Annotated in this window: 22 protein-coding genes; 11 read left to right on the forward strand and 11 right to left on the reverse strand. The window is 71.5% G+C overall.

Translation table 11 applies throughout. The features are described 5' to 3' along the window. Positions 1–61: 61 nt before the first annotated feature. On the reverse strand, positions 62–826 hold the full coding sequence (locus M5362_RS19535; RefSeq protein WP_260228907.1) for a class I SAM-dependent methyltransferase: 765 nt from the start codon (positions 824–826) through the stop codon (positions 62–64). Between the two features lie 95 nt (positions 827–921). Between M5362_RS19535 and M5362_RS19540 the strand changes: the two genes are divergently transcribed. Further along, positions 922–1,551, forward strand: coding sequence for an ABATE domain-containing protein (locus tag M5362_RS19540; protein ID WP_260228908.1), 630 nt, complete (start codon positions 922–924; stop codon positions 1,549–1,551). Here the strand turns inward: M5362_RS19540 and sodX are convergent. Then, the gene (gene sodX / locus M5362_RS19545) at positions 1,455–1,892 is read right to left on the reverse strand and encodes a nickel-type superoxide dismutase maturation protease (protein WP_260228909.1); all 438 of its coding nucleotides are present in this window, start codon (positions 1,890–1,892) and stop codon (positions 1,455–1,457) included. The two genes, M5362_RS19540 and sodX, sit on opposite strands and share 97 nt — an antisense overlap. A 150-nt stretch (positions 1,893–2,042) precedes the next feature. Here sodX and sodN point away from each other — a divergent pair, with 150 nt between their 5' ends. Beyond that, entirely contained in the window at positions 2,043–2,438 is a 396-nt protein-coding gene (sodN, locus tag M5362_RS19550) for a superoxide dismutase, Ni (protein ID WP_137993403.1), read from the forward strand. A gap of 298 nt (positions 2,439–2,736) precedes the next feature. Then, entirely contained in the window at positions 2,737–4,935 is a 2,199-nt protein-coding gene (locus M5362_RS19555; RefSeq protein WP_260228911.1) for a VCBS repeat-containing protein, read from the forward strand. Between the two features lie 155 nt (positions 4,936–5,090). Here M5362_RS19555 and M5362_RS19560 read toward each other — a convergent pair whose 3' ends face one another. From M5362_RS19560 to M5362_RS19570, 3 genes are all read right to left on the reverse strand, one after another. Further along, entirely contained in the window at positions 5,091–5,501 is a 411-nt protein-coding gene (locus tag M5362_RS19560; protein WP_260228912.1) for a hypothetical protein, read from the reverse strand. 100 nt (positions 5,502–5,601) lie between these two features. Next, the gene (locus M5362_RS19565) at positions 5,602–6,072 is read right to left on the reverse strand and encodes a GNAT family N-acetyltransferase (RefSeq protein WP_260228913.1); all 471 of its coding nucleotides are present in this window, start codon (positions 6,070–6,072) and stop codon (positions 5,602–5,604) included. A gap of 82 nt (positions 6,073–6,154) precedes the next feature. After that, complete coding sequence (locus M5362_RS19570; RefSeq protein ID WP_260228914.1) at positions 6,155–7,111, reverse strand: LysR family transcriptional regulator; 957 nt, start codon at positions 7,109–7,111, stop codon at positions 6,155–6,157. Positions 7,112–7,302: 191 nt separating this feature from the next. Between M5362_RS19570 and snpA the strand changes: the two genes are divergently transcribed. Continuing rightward, a complete protein-coding gene (gene snpA, locus M5362_RS19575) occupies positions 7,303–7,956 on the forward strand; it encodes a snapalysin (protein ID WP_260228915.1) in 654 nt (217 codons plus the stop codon). A gap of 138 nt (positions 7,957–8,094) precedes the next feature. After that, positions 8,095–8,553 (forward strand): group II truncated hemoglobin, encoded by a 459-nt coding sequence (locus M5362_RS19580; RefSeq protein WP_260228916.1) that lies wholly within the window; start codon positions 8,095–8,097, stop codon positions 8,551–8,553. 162 nt (positions 8,554–8,715) lie between these two features. Here M5362_RS19580 and M5362_RS19585 read toward each other — a convergent pair whose 3' ends face one another. From M5362_RS19585 to M5362_RS19595, 3 genes are read right to left on the reverse strand one after another with little or no spacing between them, the layout of a single operon-like run. Further along, on the reverse strand, positions 8,716–9,135 hold the full coding sequence (locus tag M5362_RS19585) for a DUF6304 family protein (RefSeq protein WP_260228918.1): 420 nt from the start codon (positions 9,133–9,135) through the stop codon (positions 8,716–8,718). A gap of 42 nt (positions 9,136–9,177) precedes the next feature. Further along, positions 9,178–9,507, reverse strand: coding sequence for a hypothetical protein (locus tag M5362_RS19590; protein ID WP_260228919.1), 330 nt, complete (start codon positions 9,505–9,507; stop codon positions 9,178–9,180). A 27-nt stretch (positions 9,508–9,534) separates the two neighbouring features. Beyond that, a complete protein-coding gene (locus tag M5362_RS19595) occupies positions 9,535–10,116 on the reverse strand; it encodes a dihydrofolate reductase family protein (protein ID WP_260228920.1) in 582 nt (193 codons plus the stop codon). A gap of 117 nt (positions 10,117–10,233) precedes the next feature. Here M5362_RS19595 and M5362_RS19600 point away from each other — a divergent pair, with 117 nt between their 5' ends. Further along, a complete protein-coding gene (locus M5362_RS19600) occupies positions 10,234–10,809 on the forward strand; it encodes a TetR/AcrR family transcriptional regulator (RefSeq protein WP_260228921.1) in 576 nt (191 codons plus the stop codon). 10 nt (positions 10,810–10,819) lie between these two features. Here M5362_RS19600 and M5362_RS19605 read toward each other — a convergent pair whose 3' ends face one another. Beyond that, positions 10,820–11,863, reverse strand: coding sequence for a family 2 encapsulin nanocompartment cargo protein polyprenyl transferase (locus M5362_RS19605; protein WP_260229240.1), 1,044 nt, complete (start codon positions 11,861–11,863; stop codon positions 10,820–10,822). Between the two features lie 117 nt (positions 11,864–11,980). Continuing rightward, entirely contained in the window at positions 11,981–13,396 is a 1,416-nt protein-coding gene (locus tag M5362_RS19610; protein ID WP_260228922.1) for a family 2B encapsulin nanocompartment shell protein, read from the reverse strand. A 275-nt stretch (positions 13,397–13,671) separates the two neighbouring features. Between M5362_RS19610 and M5362_RS19615 the strand changes: the two genes are divergently transcribed. Both M5362_RS19615 and M5362_RS19620 read left to right on the forward strand, forming a co-directional pair. Then, positions 13,672–14,262, forward strand: a complete 591-nt coding sequence (locus M5362_RS19615; RefSeq protein WP_260228924.1) for an N-acetylmuramoyl-L-alanine amidase — start codon at positions 13,672–13,674, stop codon at positions 14,260–14,262. Between the two features lie 138 nt (positions 14,263–14,400). Continuing rightward, entirely contained in the window at positions 14,401–15,294 is an 894-nt protein-coding gene (locus tag M5362_RS19620; RefSeq protein ID WP_260228925.1) for a 1-aminocyclopropane-1-carboxylate deaminase/D-cysteine desulfhydrase, read from the forward strand. A gap of 186 nt (positions 15,295–15,480) precedes the next feature. Here the strand turns inward: M5362_RS19620 and M5362_RS19625 are convergent, their stop codons facing one another. Beyond that, positions 15,481–17,076: a Na+/H+ antiporter gene (locus M5362_RS19625; protein WP_260228926.1), complete on the reverse strand. Its 1,596-nt coding sequence runs from the start codon at positions 17,074–17,076 to the stop codon at positions 15,481–15,483. Between the two features lie 47 nt (positions 17,077–17,123). Between M5362_RS19625 and M5362_RS19630 the strand changes: the two genes are divergently transcribed. From M5362_RS19630 to M5362_RS19640, 3 genes are all read left to right on the forward strand, one after another. After that, positions 17,124–17,384, forward strand: a complete 261-nt coding sequence (locus tag M5362_RS19630; RefSeq protein ID WP_260228927.1) for a UBP-type zinc finger domain-containing protein — start codon at positions 17,124–17,126, stop codon at positions 17,382–17,384. A 247-nt stretch (positions 17,385–17,631) separates the two neighbouring features. Next, complete coding sequence (locus M5362_RS19635; RefSeq protein WP_260228928.1) at positions 17,632–18,045, forward strand: anti-sigma regulatory factor; 414 nt, start codon at positions 17,632–17,634, stop codon at positions 18,043–18,045. After that, positions 18,042–19,112: an RNA polymerase sigma factor SigF gene (locus tag M5362_RS19640; protein WP_260228929.1), complete on the forward strand. Its 1,071-nt coding sequence runs from the start codon at positions 18,042–18,044 to the stop codon at positions 19,110–19,112. Before M5362_RS19635 ends, M5362_RS19640 begins: the two co-directional genes overlap by 4 nt. The last annotated feature ends 65 nt before the right edge of the window (positions 19,113–19,177 follow it).

The following is a 19,177-nucleotide window of genomic DNA, read 5'->3' on the forward strand; positions in this document are numbered from 1 at the left end:
TCCGGTACGACACGGAAGGGGCGGTACGGGATCTCCCGCACCGCCCCTTCCGCGTCCCGGGCTACTTCACCGCGAGCACGAGGGTGTCCGAGGGCGACGCCCAGACCGGCCGGGCCTCGGCGAAGCCGGCGGCGCGGAGGATCTCGGCGTGACGGCGCGAGGACGGCATGTCGCCGTCGGCGTGCTCGCCGTAGATCTCGAAGCGGCGGGCGGTCGGCTCGGCGAGGACCGGGTCCGCGGCGGCCACGGCCCACCACTGCGCCCAGTCGAGGGCGCCCTCGGCCTTGGCGCGGTCCATGGCGGCGTGGCGGTGGGCCCGCTCGGCGGCGTTGATCCGGGGGGTGGTCTCGTCGATCATGTGGTCGGCGTTCATGAAGACGCCGCCGTCCGGGACGAGGCCGGCGAGCTGACCGTAGAGCGCGGTGAGCGGCTCGGTGTGGAGCCAGTGCAGCGCGGTGGCGGTGAGCACGGCGTCGTACGAGCCGTGCGGAAGCCTCGTGACCCACTCCGGGTCCTTGAGGTCGGCGGTCACGAAGGTGACGCGCTCGTCGCCGGCGAAGTACCCCTCGGCGATGGCGAGCAGGGCGGGGTCGAGGTCGACGCCGACGCTCGTCGCCTTCGGGAACCGCTTGAGCAGCCGATCCGTGATACTCCCTGTACCGCACGCCAGGTCCAGGACGCGGGGCTCCGGCCCCACCACGGCCTCGACCATGTCGAGCATCACGCGGAACCGCTCCTCGCGGTCCGGCATGTACCACTCCTGCTGACGGTCCCAGCTCTCCTGCCAGGCCGCCCAGTCGGTTCCGGTCGTCGCCGCGTCCGTCATCGCGCTGCCTCCACCCTCTTCGTAATACCCTCGGAGGGGGAACGTCCATTACCCCCTTCGCACCCGACACTAGACCTCCGCCGTAAGGACTACAAGTGGAACTGGCCTATTACTCGGATTACGCCGTGCGTCTGGTCAACACCGAGGAGCCGGCCCGTAACAAGGACTCCCTGACGTCGGTCGAGGCGGTCCGCGAGCTCTTCGGCACGGCCTCCCAGATGGCCCGGCGGGCGACGGACGCCGATGTGACGCGCTTCCGTTCGGTACGGACCCGGCTGCGCGCGGTCTTCACGGCGGCGGACGACGGCGACCACACCCACGCGGTGGACCTGCTGAACTCGCTGCTCCTGGAGTTCCCGGTCAGCCCGCAGATCTCGGGTCACGACTACCTGGACGACGAGGGGCACCCGCGCTGGCACATGCACCTCGCCGACCACCCCTCGAACGCGACATCGGGGTACGCGGCGATCGCGGCCATGGGTCTCGCCTTCCACCTCACGGAGTTCGGCGCCGACCGGCTCGGGCTCTGCCAGGCGCCGCCGTGCCGCAACGCCTACCTCGACACCTCGACCAACCGCTCCCGCCGCTACTGCTCGGACCGCTGTGCGACCCGCGCCAACGTGGCCGCCTACCGGGCCCGGAAGCGCCTGGAGGCCGAACGGTCCGACGTGACCGGCCTGAGCGCCGAGAAGAGCCAGGAGACCACCACACCGACCGACCGCTGACGCCCGGGCGTGACGGGCCGGTACCGCGCCCGTACGCGTCCCAGCACCAGCTCGGCCGGCACCGCACCGAAGACGCGGCTGTCGCCCTCGGTGTCCGGGTTGTCCCCGAGCACCCACCAGCCGGCGCCCTGTCGCTCGATCAGCCGCTTCACGATGAGCAGATCCTGCTGGAGCGGATGACGCAGCACGGCCACGCTTCCGGGCCGCAGCCGTCCGCCGTAGTGCACGAGGAGCTGGTCGCCGTGGAGCAGCGTGGGCACCATGGACACCCCCGTCACCTCGGCGATCCCGAACAGCGGCCCGGATCCCCGCCCCGGCTCCCGCCGCCCCGCGTCCGTCATCCGGCACCTCCCGATCCGATCGTCCACTCGTACACGAGTCCCATGGTGACCCTGGACTTTTGTCCTAAGCCCTAGGGGGCGCTCGCGAAAACAGCCTTCTCGGGGAGTAATCTCCCACCTGAGAAGACGATCACGAGGAAGGACAGCTCAATGCTCTCCCGCCTGTTTGCCCCCAAGGTGAAGGTCAGCGCCCACTGCGACCTCCCCTGCGGTGTCTACGACCCGGCCCAGGCCCGGATCGAGGCCGAGTCGGTCAAGGCCGTCCAGGAGAAGTACCAGGCCAACGAGGACGCGCACTTCCGCGCGCGTGCCACGGTCATCAAGGAGCAGCGCGCGGAGCTCGCGAAGCACCACATCTCGGTGCTGTGGAGCGACTACTTCAAGCCCCCGCACTTCGAGAAGTACCCGGAGCTGCACCAGCTCATCAACGACACGCTGAAGGCCCTGTCGGCCGCGAAGGCGTCGACGGACCCGAAGACGGGCGAGAAGGCGCTGGAGCTCATCGCCGAGGTCGACCGCATCTTCTGGGAGACGAAGAAGGCCTGATCTCCCTCCGGGCGCCCTGACCTGCTTCCGCGGGTCACGTCACCCACCTGCCCGCACCCGGTCCGCAGACCGCCGAACACGGCGACCCTGACGGTCCGGGTGCGGTCTTTTTCGGGCCACAGGTGCCCATGCCACTGACGGCGACGCCTGGTCGATCACGTAGGCATCGGTGTCAAAGACCTGCGCCCGCGGCCGTGCCCTGGCGCAAACGATTCGCTCGTACAACCTTTGGCTCTCCCGTGCGTCCCATGAGGCGTGAGGCGCTTGGTGCGCCTGATGCATCCGGGAGGAATGACACGTGCCTCAGGCTCGTCTGACCCGACGTCGACTCGCCATCGCCGTCGCCACCGCTCTCGCCGCCACCCTCGGTGCGAGTGCGGCGGCCGTCCCCGCGAGCGCCGTTCCGGCGGTCGGCGGGGTCCGCACGGCGCCCGCGGCGACCACCGCCGGGCACCCGATCCCGTACCCCCAGGGCGGCCGGCTCGACGGGGCCGGGGTGACCGGCTTTCTCACGACCGCTCCCGAAACCGGTACCTCGACCTGGAGGCGGTACGCGGACGGCTCCGGGCAGGCATACTCGAGCGTGACCTACCTGCGGTCGACGCGGACCACCGACTTCCTCGTCTTCCAGGGGTCGTACAGGATCACCCAGCGGAACATGACCACGGGCGGCTCCCTGGAGATCCCCGTCGGGTCGGCGACGGGCGACGCGACGTACGTGGGCGCGGCGGGCGACGCCGTCTTCACGACCCTCGTGACCGACACGGGCACGGTGCTCCGCAAGCACACCGAGGCGGACAACAACGCGACTGTGACCGGCCTCCCCGTGGGCGCGACCTCCCTCAAGGTCGCGCCGGCCACGCCCGACCACGCCAGGGTCACCTTCCTCCAGGGCTCGGTGGGTAAGTGGGGCCTGATCGATCTGGCCACCGGCACCGTCGGCTCCATCCGCGACAGGACGGTCGGTTTCGACGCCGTCTCGGCGACCCACACCGCCTGGGCGGTGGGCGAGACAACGGACCGGCCGCCGCAGGTCTTCGCCGCGGACCTCGTCACCGGCGCCGTGCAGGAGATCCCGGTGGCGCAGGCGACGTCGTGGGGCAACTTCCACGTCGGTCTGGTCGGCGACTGGGTCGTGTACGGGCAGATGGGAGGCTGGGGCAGCTCCCGGCCGGGCGTGCACTATCCCCTCACCGCGTACAACCTCACGACCAAAACGTCGGCGAGACTGCTCGACCACGCGCACGAGCTCGCGCCCGCCCCCGACGGCAGCCTCTACGTACGCGGCGGCCTCCTGGGGCAGGGCGAGGGCATGTACCGGATCGCGGACACGGGGAGCGAGGCGCCGAAGGTCGAGAAGGTCGCGACGACCGGCGAGCCCACCGAGGCCGTCGTCACGAACGGCGCCGTCCCCGCAGAGGTCCTCGACCTGGACGTGAACGACGGGTTCACCTTCCGGTGGAACGCGTCCCGGCAGGTGGAGAACGCGACGGTCACCGTGCGCCACGTGCGCACGGGAAAGACCCAGTCCTCCACACTGTGCTGCGGGATCAAGGAGTTGACGTTCGGCTGGGAGGACGACAACTGGGACGAAGAGGTGCACAACGGCGACTTCACCTGGGAGATCGTCGCCCGTCCGAGCGACGGCATCGGCCCGAACGCCGTCAGCACGGGCACCTTCAAGGTCGTCCGCAGGACCGCGCCGCACGACTTCAACGACAACGGCACCCCCGACCTGCTTGCCCGGGACTCCACCGGCCGCCTCTGGCGCAACGACCTCTTCTACCGTCCGATCGACGAGCAGCTCGGGATCCACGCGGGCGAGCCCAAGGCCCTCCTCGGCTCGGGCTGGAACATCTACGACCGGCTCGAGGCCGGCGGTGACCTGGGCGGTTCGGCGGTCGGTGACCTCCTGGCGCGGGACAGGTCCGGAGTGCTCTGGCTGTACCCGGGCGACGATGTAGGCAACTTCGGCGGGCGGATCAAGGTCGGCGGCGGCTGGCAGATCTACGACAAGCTCGCGTTCGGCAGCGACCTGACGAACGACGGCCGCCCGGACGCCCTCGCCGCCGACACGTCCGGTGGCCTCTGGCTCTACCCCGGCACCGGCGACGCCATGAAGCCCTTCTCCGCCCGCAAGAAGATCGGTGACGGCTGGGGCATCTACAACGACCTCGTGGCCGTCGGGAACCTGGCGGGCGGACCGGCCGGCGACCTGGTCGCCCGCGACGAGTCCGGTGTCCTCTGGCTGTACCTAGGCAAGGACGACGGCACCTTCGCGCCCCGCACGAAGGTGGGCGGCGGCTGGAACACGTTCGGTCAGCTCATCGGAGCCGGTGACGCCGACGGTGACGGACGCCCCGACCTCATCGGCATCAGCGCGACGTTCTACTCGCCGTCGCTGTACAAGGGCACCGACGACTGGAAGACCCCGTTCCGGAGCGCCGAGACGACGTACCTCGGTTCTCCGGTCAACGCGTCGAACCTCGTGTTCTGATCCTCTCCCCCTCACGGCGGGAGAGAACGGAACCGTACGCCCCCCGCGGGGCCACGCCCCCGGGCTCGTCAACCCTTACGGGCCCGGGGGTCCGGTTACGGGCCCGGGGGTCCGGTTACGGGCCCGGGGGTCCGGTTACGGGCCCGGGGGTCCNNTTACGGGCCCGGGGGTCCGGCCGGCGGCCGCTCGGCGTTCACGGTCAGGCGCGCCAGGTCGCCGACACGTTCCGCGAGCGGGGACGGATCGTGGCCGAAGAAGGCCCGGCCGGCGCCGTCGGGGACTTCGAGCCAGTCGCTTCGTTCGTCGAGCCCGTTGCAACAGCCCGGCAGCAGGACGACGCCCGTCGCGGTATCGGTGACCCTCAGGCCCCCGGTGGCGAAGGGGGTGTCCGTCGTGAGCAGGCCGTGCAGGAAGCTCCCCAGGGGATCGGCGGGCTGCGGCGAGGGGCCGTCGTCCTCCGGATCCACCTCGTTGCACTGGGCGATGCGCATCACCGCGGTGCCGACCTCGGCGGGGTTCAGCGCCCCGCTCAGCGGCAGGAAGTCGTACGCCTCGAACTCGGCCACCGGCCAGAGGCCGAAGCCACCGGTGGACGGGTCCCCAGGACGGGGTGCAGAGCGATCACTCCGAGAGTGTGCGGCCGTACGCGCCACGTCGGGGGCGTCGTCATCCCGTGGGCTCCACCCTGAGGGTGTAGCGGAGTTTGGGCTTGGCCGTGGCGCCCAGGCGGTCGTAGAAGCGGATCGCTCCCTCGTTCCAGGCCGGGGTCTGCCAATGGATCTCCGTCAGGCCGAGTGCCTGGGCCTCCGCGCGCAGGGCCTTCATGAACAGGGGCCCGAGGCCCAGGCCGCGTTCCGTCGCGGCGAGGTAGAGGCAGTCCATGTGGAGGTACTCGGCACCGTCCCACGTGGAGAGTTCGGGGGCGCACGTGGCGTAGCCGACGAGGCGGCCGTCGGGGAGCTCCGCCACCAGGCAGCGCAGGCGGGGCGGCTCGGGGCCGAAGAGGAGGCGGGAGAGGCGGTCCGCGAGGCCCGGGGCCGGCGGCGCGGCCTTCTCGTACCCGGCGTGCTCCGCGGCCAGCTCCGCCACCCGGTCGAGGTCCTCCGGGCGCGCGTGCCGCACCCGTGCGGCGGTCAACGGAGCTCGCCCTCCCCGACGTCCGCGCTCGCGGCGGTTCGCGTGCGGTGACCCGGCGGCACCGGGCCGCCCCCATGATCCTTCATACCGTCATCATGCCCGCGCCCACTGACATCCCATGCCTGCGGAGCCACTGCCGGTACGGCGCCGCCCGCAGCGCCGCCTCCCGGTAGGCCTCCGCGAGGTCGGCGTACAGCGGGTCGAGCAGCGCCCCGTCGCGGGCGTAGAGGAGCAGACGTACCGCCAGCGGGTCGTCCCGGAGCGGCCTGATCGCCATGTCCTCGCGTGGCAACGATGTCGGCTGGCAGGGCGCCACGGCCTCGCCGAGGACGATCAAGGACGCCGCCGTGTGGTAGTCGCCGTGCAGCAGCGGCGGGTCGATGCCGGCCTCGCTCAGGACCCGTCGCAGCCCGTCCCACTCGCCGTCCACCGTCGGGTCGACCATCCAGCGGTCCTCGGCGAGGTCCGCGAGCTCCACGACGGACAGCGCGGCGGCCGGATGGTCCGGGGCCATCGAGACGAACTGCGGCTCCCGCTCGACCAGGACCCGTGCCAGGAGGCCGTCCGGCACCCGCAGCGGGCACCCCTCCACCTCGTGGACGAACGCCACGTCCAGCTGGCCCGCCGCGACCGACCGCAGCAGGGCGTTGGCGGAGACGTCCATGTGGAGCGCGATGTCCGTGCCCGGGAGGCCCTGGCGCAGCCGGCGCAGCCATCCCGGCAGCGCCCTGCTCGCGGTCGAACCGACCCGCAGCCGCGGCCCGTCCGTACGAGCCGCCGCGGCCCTGGTCTCGGTGATCAGCGCGGCCATCTGGTCGACGAGCGGGCGCGCCCTGCTGAGCACCGAGCGGCCCAGCGGTGTCGGGCGGCAGCCGGTGCGCCCGCGCGCGAAGAGCTCCGCTCCCAGGGCGTTCTCGATCCGGCGCAGCTGCGTCGTCAACGAGGGCTGGCTCATGCCCAGTTGCCGCGCCGCCTTGTGCAGGCTGCCCGTGTCCGCGATGGCGCAGAGCACGCGCAGATGTCTCACCTCCAGCTCCATGCCCCGAGGGTAGGGCCGTACCGGGGGCCGCACCAGACACCCTCGTCACACCAATTCCCTTTATTTCGAGGGTAGTTAAGACTCATCCCCATCAGGTGATGATGCCTTCGCGCTATCCCCTGCTGCCATCATCCGCAGCGGCCCCGGCTCCCCCGACACTCTCTCCAACCGACCAGGAGGAGCCACCCCCCATGAGACACCCCAAGGTCCTCACCACCTCGCTCGCCGCCACCCTCGGCCTCGGACTCGCCGCCGCGCTGGGCGTCCCCACCGCCTCCGCCGCAGCCGTCGACTCCGCCGCCGCGCCCACCGGGTACGCCGCCTACGCCGGGTCCACCGAGGACGCGAAGGCGACCAAGGCGTTCCACGACGCCGTCATGAAGTCCGTGGCGAAGAAGCGGGCCGCCAACCCCGGCGCGGCCGCCGTCACCGTCGTCTACAGCGCCTCCAGCGCCCCGAGCTTCCGCACCCAGATCGCCCGCAGCACCCAGATATGGAACAGCTCGGTGGTCAACGTACGGCTGGTGGAGGGCAGCAACCCCGACTTCCGCTACTACGAGGGCAACGACTCGCGCGGCTCGTACGCCAGCACCGACGGCCACGGCAACGGCTACATCTTCCTCGACTACCGGCAGAACCAGCAGTACAACTCCACCCGCGTCACCGCCCACGAGACCGGGCACGTCCTCGGCCTCCCCGACCACTACTCGGGCCCGTGCAGCGAGCTGATGTCCGGCGGCGGCCCGGGCACCTCCTGCCAGAACGCCCAGCCCAACTCCCAGGAGCGGGCGCGCGTCGACCAGCTGTGGCGCAACGGTCTCGCCACCGCCTTCAAGTCCTTCTGAGCCCAGGGCCCACCCGGGCCCGTGCTCAGGCGGGGCGGACGGCTTCGGCCGTCCGCCCCGCCGAGAGCGAACATCCTTGGATCCGGGGCGCGTTGCGGGAAGGCTGGGAGGCCACATCCCGGATCCCGGAGGCGTTCGATGACCGCCGAGCACGCGAATACCCTGTACGAGGCCGTGGGCGGTGCCGACGCGCTGCGCCGGCTCTCCGAGACCTTCTACGAAGGGGTCCTGGCCGACCCCCTCCTCGCGCCCGTCTTCGCCGACTTCACCGCAGCCCATGTGGAGCGCGTCGCGGTGTGGCTGGCGGAGGTCTTCTCGGGACCCGCCGAGTTCACGGCGGAGCTCGGCGGGCATCAGGCCCTGCTCCGGGCCCATCTCGGACTGGGCATCACGGAGGAACAGCGGCTTCGCTGGATGGAGCTGATGACGGCGGCCGTGGAGAAGGAGCTGCCGGACGACGCCCTGCTGCGCCGCAGGGTGGTGGAGTACTTCGACTGGGGGACGCGGATCGCCAAGGACGTCTCGGCCTCGGCGCCGGGCACGGACCTCGGCGAACCCGGCCCCACCCCGCGCTGGGGCTGGAACGGCCTCGCCTGACCCCCGCGACGGCGCCGAGCCTCACACGAGCCGGCCCGCGCCCGAACGCCTCGGGACCGCGCCCGGTGCGCCACGCGCCCGTGCGCCACACGCGCCCGGTGCGCCACCCGCCGTCCCTTGCGCCACACGGCCCGCCCCCGACAGGCCGTCGTCAGGCCGTCGTCAGGCCGTCTGGAGCAGGCGGCGGCCGAACTCGGCCCCCGCAGGCAGCTGGCGCTTCACGCGGTCGAGCGCATCCTCGAAGTCGCCACCGGCGATGCCCGACTCGAAAGCCGTCCCGCCGTAGTGCAGTGTCAGGCTCAGGTCCGCCCGCTCACCGAGCGTCAGGAGGCAGCTGAGGGTGGCCTGCTGTGCGGCTCCGTCGACGACGACGGGGAGCGGGAGATCCCACTCCAGGACGCACCCGGTCAGGGCCTCGTCGGCCTTCTCCGCCGCGCACAGGGCGGCGAAGCTCGCGCCCGTGTACTCGACACCCCTGATGCGGGCGGACACCTGCCGTCCGTCCACCGTGATCGCGATCGCTTCCGCGCCGCTGCGGTCCCGGTACCAACCGGTCCAGACTTCCGTCGACTCCGATGACATGCGCGGACTGTAGCGGTCTGACCGGCTCCTTCGCGCGGCCGGTCACCCTGTGGCCGGACTTCTCCCGGTCTCGCCGTTCTTGCCGGTCACGTGCGTGGTAGCGGCTTCCGTGCCGTCCTCGGGAACCACCGTCGGGGCCGCCTCCGCGATCCCTTCCGCGGCCGTCCCCGGCTCGTCGTCCTCCCCGTCGGCGCGCTCGGGTCGGACGTAGAGCGCACACCGCGCGTTACGGCACGGCTGCACTTCCCACTCCGGCACCCAGGCCCCCAGGACCTTGTGCCGCTTCGCGACGATACCGAGGGGCTGTCCGCAGGCCGCGCACAGAGGCGTGGCCCGCGGGTCCCGTACCGTACGCGGGATGTCGCTGCCCATACCTCTCAGGGTAGGGCGCCCCCCTTGTCACCGCTTCCTGGTGTACGTACGGACGAGCACGCCGTTGTCGAAGGTCCGCACCGCGGACAGTTCGAAGTCACGGGCCTCGAAGTCGGCGCCGAACATCGGCATGCCGGAGCCGTAGACCTGCGGGTACGTCTTGATGATCAGCTCGTCGATCTCCTCGATGAGCTCGCCGGCGATCGTGGAGCCGCCGCAGAGCCAGATGCCGAGCGGGCTGTCCTCCGCCTTCAGCTCCCGGATCCGGCCGACCAGGTCCTCGGCGATCAGCTCGACGTTCGGGTCGGGCGACTCGGTGAGCGAGCGGGTCGCGACGAACTCCCGCAGGTGGGCGTAGGGGCTGGTGATGCCGATGTCCAGGGCGACCTTGTACGAACCCAGGCCCTGGACGACGGTGTCGAAGCGCTTGTTGTCGGCGTCGATCCCGAGGGCCACGCGCCCTTGTGTCGAGATGGTCTCCGGGTACTCGCCGCTCATGAACTCCATGAACGGTGCGTCCACGAACTGGTACATGGACGAGGCGTCCCCCTGGGGGTCGCCGATGAAGCCGTCGATGGTGCAGGCGATGTAGTACGTGAGCTTGCGCAAGCCGGTCCTCTTCTTCGGGGAAAGTGGCCGCTGTCGCAACCACGACGGCTATAGTGCTTCACCTGTAGTGGTTACGCAAGAGCTATCTTCCGGCGAGAAGTGGAATCAGGAGGTCCGGTGGTCAGGAACCCCGAGCGGCGCACCGCTCTGCTCGACGCGGCGATCGAGGTGCTCGCGGACGAGGGTGCCCGTGGACTGACCTTCCGGGCGGTCGACGCCCGGGCGAGCGTCCCCACGGGCACCTCGTCCAACTACTTCCCCGACCGGGATCAGCTGCTCTCCCAGGTCGCGGACCGGATCTTCGTCCGGATGACCACGGAGGACGGCGCCCTGGAGACGGCCTTGCGGCCCGAGCCCACGCGGGAGCTGGTCGTCGAGCTGATGCGCTGGCTCGCACGACGGATGGCCGCCGAACGCACCTGCTTCCTCGGCCTCTTCGAGCTCCGCCTGGAGGCCACCCGCCGGCCCGAACTGCGCACCCAGCTCACCAAGGTGCTCCGCGGGGACCTCGACGAGAACATCCGCTTCCATCTCGCCGCCGGCCTCCCGGGCGACGGCGACACGGTCCGGCTGCTCTACTTCGCCCTGACCGGGCTGCTCTTCGACCACTTCACGGTCCCCGGACTCCACGACGACCGTGACCTCGACGAACTCATCGAGACCGTGGTCACGCGGATCGTGCCGGAGGGCTGATTCGTCACGGTCACCGCGTCCGGCGCGTGACGAACTCCGCCAGGGCCAGCAGGTCCCCGGCCGCCGCCAGATCCGGCACCGCCCGGGAGAGCTGCTGCACCGCCCGGGCCATCCGGTCGGCCGCCTGGATCTGCGCCCAGTCCCGGGCGCCCGCCCGCTCGACCGCGTCCGCCGCCGCCCGTACGGCCGAGGCGTCGAGCTCCTTACGGGCGTACAGCTCGGCCAACTCCTTCCCCGCCGCGGTCCCCGAGGTGAGCGCCGCGACCACCGGCAGCGACTTCTTGTGGGCGACGAGGTCCGCACCGGCCGGCTTGCCCGTGCGCTCCGGGTCGCCCCAGATGCCGATCAGGTCGTCGATGAGCTGGAACGCGAGACCGGCCTCCCGTCCGAACGCGTCCATCGCCGCGACCTCCTCCTCGTCCGCGCCCGCGTACAGCGCGCCCAGGGCGCAGGCGCAGCCGAGCAGGGCCCCGGTCTTGGCGGTGGCCATCGCCACGCACTCGTCCAGCGATATCTCGTGCGGGGCGCGCTGCTCGAAGGCACAGTCCGCCTGCTGACCGGCGCAGAGCTCGATGACACAGGCGGCGAGCCGGGCCGAGGCCACGGCCGAGACCGGGTGGCCGTCCTCGGCGAGCAGCCGGAGGGCGAGCGCGAGCATGGCGTCGCCCGCGATCAGCGCGTCGGGGATGCCGAACACCGTCCAGGCCGTGGGCCGGTGCCGGCGGGTCGGGTCCTCGTCCACGATGTCGTCGTGGAGCAGGCTGAAGTTGTGCGCGAGCTCCACCGCCGCGGCGGCGCGCACCGCGGGAGCCGGGTCACCACCGAGCGCGCGGGCGGCGGCGAGCACCAGCGCGGGCCGGATCGCCTTGCCCGCCTGCCCTGTGGCCGGGGAGCCGTCGGCCTGCTCCCAGCCGAAGTGGTACATCGCCACCCTCCGTATGGAGCCCGGCAACGATTCGATGGTGGAACGTAGTTGGGGGTTGACGACGCTCCGCGTCTGGTCGAGGAGCGCCACGGCACCCTGGGTGTCGGCCACGGCGTCCGCCCGAGTCATGGTCACAGTTCCCCTCTTTCGCACAAGGCAGTTCTCGGTAGGGCGGTGTTCGGTACGGCGGGCGTGGCGGGGAGCCGGTCGGCGCGGCCCCCCGCCACGGTCACTGGAGCCGGCGCGTCAGCGCCAGCGGCTGACCTCCACGTTCTCCAGGACGCCCAGCGCGTCGGGCACGAGGATCGCCGCCGAGTAGTACGCCGTGACGAGGTAGGAGATGATCGCCTGCTCGTCGATGCCCATGAAGCGGACCGACAGGCTCGGCTCGATCTCGTCCGGGATGCCCGTCTGGTGCAGGCCGATCACGCCCTGGTCGGACTCGCCCGTACGCATACAGATGATCGACGTGGTCCGCGCGTCCGAGACGGGGATCTTGTTGCACGGGTAGATGGGCACACCGCGCCAGGTCGGGATCCGGTTGCCGTTGATCTCGATGGACTCGGGGACGAGCCCGCGCCGGTTGCACTCGCGCCCGAAGGCGGCGATCGCACGGGGGTGGGCGAGGAACATCTTGGAGCCCCGGCGGCGCGAGAGGAGCTCGTCCATGTCGTCCGGGCTGGGCACCCCGTCGTGGGGCTGGATGCGCTGCCCGTAGTCGCAGTTGGAGAGCAGACCGAACTCGCGGTTGTTGATCAGCTCGTGCTCCTGGCGCTCGCGCAGCGCCTCGACCGTGAGCCGCAACTGCTGCTCGGTCTGGTTCATCGGCTGGTTGTAGAGGTCGGCGACCCGGCTGTGGACCTTCAGCACCGTCTGGGCGACCGACAGTTCGTACTCGCGCGGCGAGCCGTCGTAGTCCACGTACGTGTGCGGGACGACCGCCTCGCCGACGTGTCCGGCGGAGAGGTCGATGGCGGCCTCGCCGTACTTGTTGGTGCGCTGGTGGGGCAGCGCGGCGACGCCGGCGAGATGTTCGGCGAGCGAGGTGGCCCGCTCGGCCAGGTTGCGCACGTCGTCACGGGTCAGTTCGAGGACGGTGCAGGTGGTGGCCGCGCGGGCGGTCCACTCCCAGGTGGTGTCCTCGTGGATCAGCGCGCCGTCGCCGAAGTACGCGCCGTCGGCGAGGACTCCGAGGACCGCCTCGTCGCCGTACGGCCCCTCGCCGATCTGCTCGACCTTGCCGTGCGCCAGGAGGTGGACGCGGTCGGTGCGCTCGCCGGCGGTGGCGATGACCTCTCCGGCCGCGTACTCGCGCTGGCGGCAGCGCGAGGCGAGTTCGGTGAGGGCCTCCTCGTCCTCGTAGCCGCGCAGCGCCGGGAGTTCGCCGAGCTCGGCCGGGATCACCGCGACACGCTCTCCGGTCTGGACGAAGGTGACGCGGCCGTCACCCACGGAGTAGCTGAGCCTCCGGTTCACCCGGTACGTACCGCCCTGGACCTGCACCCACGGCAGCATCCGCAGCAGCCACCGAGAGGTGATCTCCTGCATCTGCGGCGCCGACTTGGTGGTCGTCGCCAGGTTCCGCGCGGCGGCGGTACCGAGACTCTGCTGCGGGGCTGACTGTTCCGCGCGGACCTCGTCGCCAACCGAACCAACGGACATGGAACTCCCTCTCGATGTGAATGACCTGCGAGAGGAAGCCTGTCAGTACGGAGAGTGCCTGCGCCATTACACAAATGAGTGGGAGTGATCGGCTTCCGGCTGGGCATGTCACCCGGTTTCCACTCGAACAGCTCAGCCCGGCCGCCCTGTGGCCCGATGTCCGGAACGACTCGCACACGGTCCGAACGGATGGACCGGAGGGGATTGCTCCGGTACTCCGGTGTTCCGGGCACTTCGGTCCCCGTCCCGTTCCGCTTATCCCGAAGGAGGCGGTCATGGCTCCACCCATGTCACCGAGCAGATTCCTCGACGCCCTCCGCGACGAGGGCCTCTCGGTCGTCCAGGTCGGCGACTGGCGTACGCACAACCGCAATCACAAGGGCCCCTGGGGCCCGGTCCACGGCGTGATGATCCATCACACGGTCACCCGCGGCACCGCGAACACCGTCCGGCTCTGCCGGGACGGCCACGCGGCCCTTCCCGGACCGCTCTGCCACGGCGTGATCGCCAAGGACGGCACGGTCCACCTCGTCGGCTACGGCCGTGCCAACCACGCGGGGGCCGGCGACGACGAGGTCCTGCGCGCGGTCATCGCGGAGAAGCGTCTCCCTCCGGACAACGAGGCCACGACCGACGGCAACCGGCACTTCTACGGATTCGAATGCGAGAACCTCGGGGACGGGAAGGACCCGTGGCCGAAGGTCCAGCTGGAGGCCATCGAGAAGGCCGCCGCGGCGGTCTGCCGGGTGCACGGCTGGACCCAGCGCTCGGTGATCGGCCACCTGGAGTGGCAGCCGGGGAAGGTCGACCCCCGCGGCTTCACGATGGCCTCGATGCGCGAACGGATCGGGGAGCGCCTCCGGTAGCCGCCGCGCCCGCGGTGTGTGCCCGACCGCACTGCCCGACCGCACGCCCCAGCGGCCCGTGCCGGGGCCCGTACCGGGGCCCGTATCGGGAGCCCGTACCGGGAGCGCCCGCGGCGGGCCGGCGGGGACAATGGCCGGGTGAACGCGTTCGACCTCTCCCGCCTGCGGCCCCGGCTCCCTTCCCCCCTGGAGCCGGTCGAGGACGAGCGCTTCACCCGGCGCGGCCTGCGGCTGCTGCTCAAGCGCGACGACCTGATCCACCCGGACCTGCCGGGCAACAAGTGGCGCAAGCTGGCGCTCAACCTCCGGGAGGGCGACGGCCGTCCGGTGCTGACCTTCGGCGGTGCCTACTCCAACCATCTGCGCGCGACGGCCGCCGCCGGACGGCTCCTCGGCTTCGACACGATCGGGGTCGTCCGCGGGCAGGAGCTGGCCGACCGGCCCCTGAACCCCTCGCTGGCGCGGTGCGCGGCGGACGGGATGCGGCTGGTGTTCGTGGACCGTGCCACGTACCGGGCGAAGGCGGACCCGGAGGTACTGGCCGGGCTGCTCGCGCGGTCCCCTTCGGGGACGTACGTCGTCCCCGAGGGCGGCAGCAACGCGCTCGCCGTCGAGGGCTGTACGGAGCTCGGCCGCGAGCTGCGCGGTGCGGCCGACGTGGTCGCCGTCGCCTGCGGCACAGGGGGCACGCTCGCGGGCCTGGCGGCCGGTCTCGGCCCCGGGCAGCGTGCGCTCGGCGTCCCGGTCCTCAGGGGCGGCTTCCTGGGCGAGGAGATACGGAACCTCCAGCGCGCCGCGTTCGGCGGCCCACGGGGCGCGTGGAGCCTCGACGAGCGCTTCCACGGCGGCGGTTACGCCCGTACGGACCCGGCCCTCGACGCGTTCGCCGAGGAGTTCGAGGCGTGGCATGGACTCGCCATCGAGCGACTGTATGTCGCCAAAATGCTCTACGGACTTGTCACCCTCGCCGAGGAGGGCGCGTTCGCCCCGGGCACGACCGTCGCCGCGGTGATCACCGGCGCCCCTTCGTGACGGCCGACCCCGGCACCGGCGCCCCCGCCTGACGCCGGCCCGAAACCCCGCGCCCGTCGTGACGAGCGGTCCGGAACCGGCGCCCGTCCTGACGCCCGGCCCGGAACCCGGCGTCCCGTCGTGACAAGCGGTCGTGACGTCCGGTGCCCCGTCGGGACCAGCGGGCGTCACGGCCGGCGCCCGGGCTCAGGGCATGCCCTCGCGGTACGCCGCCGCCTCCTCCAGGTCGAGGCGGCGCAGCAGCGTGCGCAGCATCTCGTCGTCGATGCGGCGCTCGTCCCTGAGCCGGACGAACACCTCGCGTTCGGATTCGATCATCTCGCGGGAGAGCCGGCGATAGGTGTCGTCGGCCGTCTCGCCCGTGACCTCGTCGACCGCGCCGAGCCGCTCCCACACCGCGTTGCGGCGCCGTTCGAGGACCGTGCGGAGCCGGTCGGCCAGCGGCTGCGGCAGGGTGTTGTGCCCGTCCTCCAGCAGGGCGTCGAGGCGCTCCTCCGCCGCCCGGGACGCCTCGCTCTGCGCCTGGGCCTCCGCCAGGATCTCCGCGTAGGTGTCGCGGCCGGGGAGCTTCAGGAACCGGATCAGCGGCGGCAGGGTGAGCCCCTGGACGACGAGCGTCCCGATCACGGTGGTGAAGGTGAGGAAGAGGACGAGGTTGCGGGCGGGGAACTCCACCCCGTGCGTCATGACCGGGATGGAGAAGGCGATGGCCAGGGAGACCACGCCCCGCATGCCGGCCCAGCCGACGATCAGCGGGGCCTTCCAGTCCACCCCAGGCTCCCGTTCCCTGACCCTCTGCGACATCCACCGCGGCAGGAAGGTGGCGGGGTAGACCCAGACGAAGCGGACGACGACCACGGCCACGAAGACCCCGACGGCGTACCCGGCCGCCTCCCCGATCCCGTACTGCCCGAGGCCCTGGACGACGTACGGCAGCTGAAGGCCGATGAGGGCGAAGACGGCGGACTCCAGGATGAAGGCGACCATCTTCCACACGGCCTCCTCCTGGAGGCGGGTCGCGAAGTCCACCTGCCAGTTGCGGTGTCCGAGGAAGAGGCCGACGACGACCACGGCGAGGACACCGGAGGCGCCGACCTCCTCCGCCGCCGCGTAGGCGACGAAGGGGATCAGGAGCGAGAGGGTGTTCTGCAGCAGGGGCTCGCCGAGCCGGCAGCGGAGCCAATGGATGGGGGCCATCAGGACGAGGCCCACGCCGATCCCGCCGATCGACGCGAGCGCGAACTCGCCGAGGCCGCCCGCCCAGCTGACGCCCTCTCCGACCGCCGCGGCGAGCGCGACCTTGAAGGCGGTGATGGCGGTGGCGTCGTTCACCAGGGACTCGCCCTGGAGGATGGTGGTGATCCGGTGGGGCAGGCCGAGCTTGCGGGCGATCGCCGTCGCCGCGACGGCGTCCGGCGGCGCGACGACAGCGCCCAGCACGAGCGCGGCGGTCAGCGGGAGGTCGGGGACGAGGACGTACGCCAGCCAGCCGACCGCGACCGTGGCGAAGAGGACGTACCCGACCGAGAGCAGGGCGACGGGCCGGATGTTGGCCCGCAGATCGAGGTACGAGGAGTCCACCGCCGCCGTGTAGAGGAGGGGCGGCAGGATGAGCGGAAGGATGATGTGCGGGTCGAGGGTGTAGTCCGGGACGCCGGGGACGTACGAGGCGGCGAGACCGACGGCCACCAGGAGCAGCGGCGCGGGCACCGGTGTCCGGCGGGCCGCTCCGGCCACCGCGGCGCTCGCCGCGACGAGTGCCACCAGCTGCAGTGCGTCCATCCCTCGGTCCCCGTCCCCGGCTCGTTCCACCACGTAACCTGGCCATCATGAGCGAGTGCCCGCACGTTGCCGAAATGCCGCGCCCCGAACCGGTGCCGGTGACCGACACCTGCCCCGAGTGCCTGGCCGACGGCACGCACCCCGTCCAGCTGCGGCTCTGCCTCAGCTGTGGGCACGTGGGATGCTGCGACTCGTCCGCGGGGCGGCACGCCACCGGGCACTTCTCGACGACCGGTCACCCGGTGATGCGGACCTTCGAGCCGAACGAACGCTGGCGGTGGTGCTTCGTGGACGGTTCGATCGTCTGAGGGGTGGGTACGACAATCCTCCGCCGGTCGCTCGCAATTGGGCCCCGCAGACCTCTAGCCACTGTCCGTACTCATGGCCTTACCATGAGTGACAGACGGGGGCCGGGTCCCGACCGGGGTCCACGGCGACACGGCAGCATGGATCGCGATAGCGTCACGGCGGATTGCGCAACCGACTGCGTACCGCCCGGTTCGGGGGCTTTCTCCCCCGGGCCCCGAATGAGCTTGTGCCACCTTGGAGGTGAGGGTGTCCCAGATCGCAGGCGAGCCCGGGTCCCAGGACTTCGTGGAAGTCCGGCTGCCCGCTGAGGGTGCCTACCTGTCCGTGCTGCGTACGGCCACGGCCGGCCTCGCGGCGCGCTTGGACTTCACCCTCGACGAGATCGAGGACTTGCGGATCGCGGTCGACGAGGCGTGCGCCATCCTGCTCCAGCAGGCCGTACCGGGTTCCGTCCTCAGCTGTGTCTTCCGGCTGGTCGACGACTCGCTCGACGTGACGGTGTCGGCGCCGACGACGGACGGGCGGGCTCCGGAACGGGACACCTTCGCCTGGACGGTGCTCTCCGCGCTGGCCGGAAAGGTCGAGTCGTCCGTGGCGGACGACAAAACCGTCTCCATCAGCCTGTACAAACAGCGCGGCGCGGGGCCAGGCCCGGCGTGAGGAGCGGGGACGCGACGGCCGGCATCCCTGAGCAGCAGGCGCGGCCGCATCCGGAGGTCGAGATCGAGGTCGCTACGGAGCAGGCGGTCCAGATGAGCGAGCACGAGCAGCACAACGAGGTCCTCAAGGGTGCCGAGGAGGCGCCGGGGACCCACGAGGAGTCCCCGGAGGCCAAGGCCTCCGAGGACTCCGAGGGTTCCGAGGACTCCCTGCGGTCCAAGGCCGCGGAGGCCTCCGAGCACACCGCGGCCACCGAGCACACCGCGGCCACCGAGCACTCCGCGGTCACCGAGCCGCGGGAGGCTCCGGATCCGCACGACCGGAGCGGGGCGCGGGCGCTCTTCGTCAAGCTGCGCGAGCTTCCGGAGGGCTCCCCCGAGAAGGCGGAGCTGCGCAATCAGCTGGTACGGATGCACCTGCCGCTGGTCGAGCACCTGGCCCGGCGGTTCCGTAACCGGGGCGAGCCGCTCGACGACCTGACACAGGTCGCGACGATCGGTCTGATCAAGTCGGTGGACCGCTTCGACCCGGAGCGGGGCGTCGAGTTCTCGACGTACGCGACACCGACGGTCGTCGGCGAGATCAAGCGGCACTTCCGGGACAAGGGCTGGGCGGTGCGCGTGCCGCGCCGGCTCCAGGAGCTGCGGCTGTCGCTGACGACGGCGACGGCGGAGCTGTCCCAGCTGCACGGCCGCTCACCGACGGTGCACGAGCTCGCCGAGCGGCTCGGGATCTCGGAGGAAGAGGTCCTGGAGGGCCTGGAATCGGCGAACGCCTACTCGACGCTCTCCCTGGACGTGCCGGACACGGACGACGAGTCCCCGGCGGTCGCGGACACGCTCGGCGCGGAGGACGAGGCCCTTGAGGGGGTCGAGTACCGAGAGTCGCTCAAGCCGCTCCTGGAGGACCTGCCGCCCCGGGAGAAGCGGATCCTGCTGCTGCGGTTCTTCGGCAACATGACCCAGTCGCAGATCGCGCAGGAGGTCGGCATCTCGCAGATGCACGTCTCCCGTCTGCTGGCGCGCACACTGGCGCAGCTGCGGGAGAAGCTCCTCGTCGAGGAGTAGCGGGCGGTCGCCATACGGGCGGTCACCCCACGGGCGGCCTTGAGGCGGCCGCCTCGACGCGGCCG

Origin of the sequence: Streptomyces sp. Je 1-79, assembly GCF_025195125.1 — a bacterium.
GTDB lineage: Bacteria > Actinomycetota > Actinomycetes > Streptomycetales > Streptomycetaceae > Streptomyces.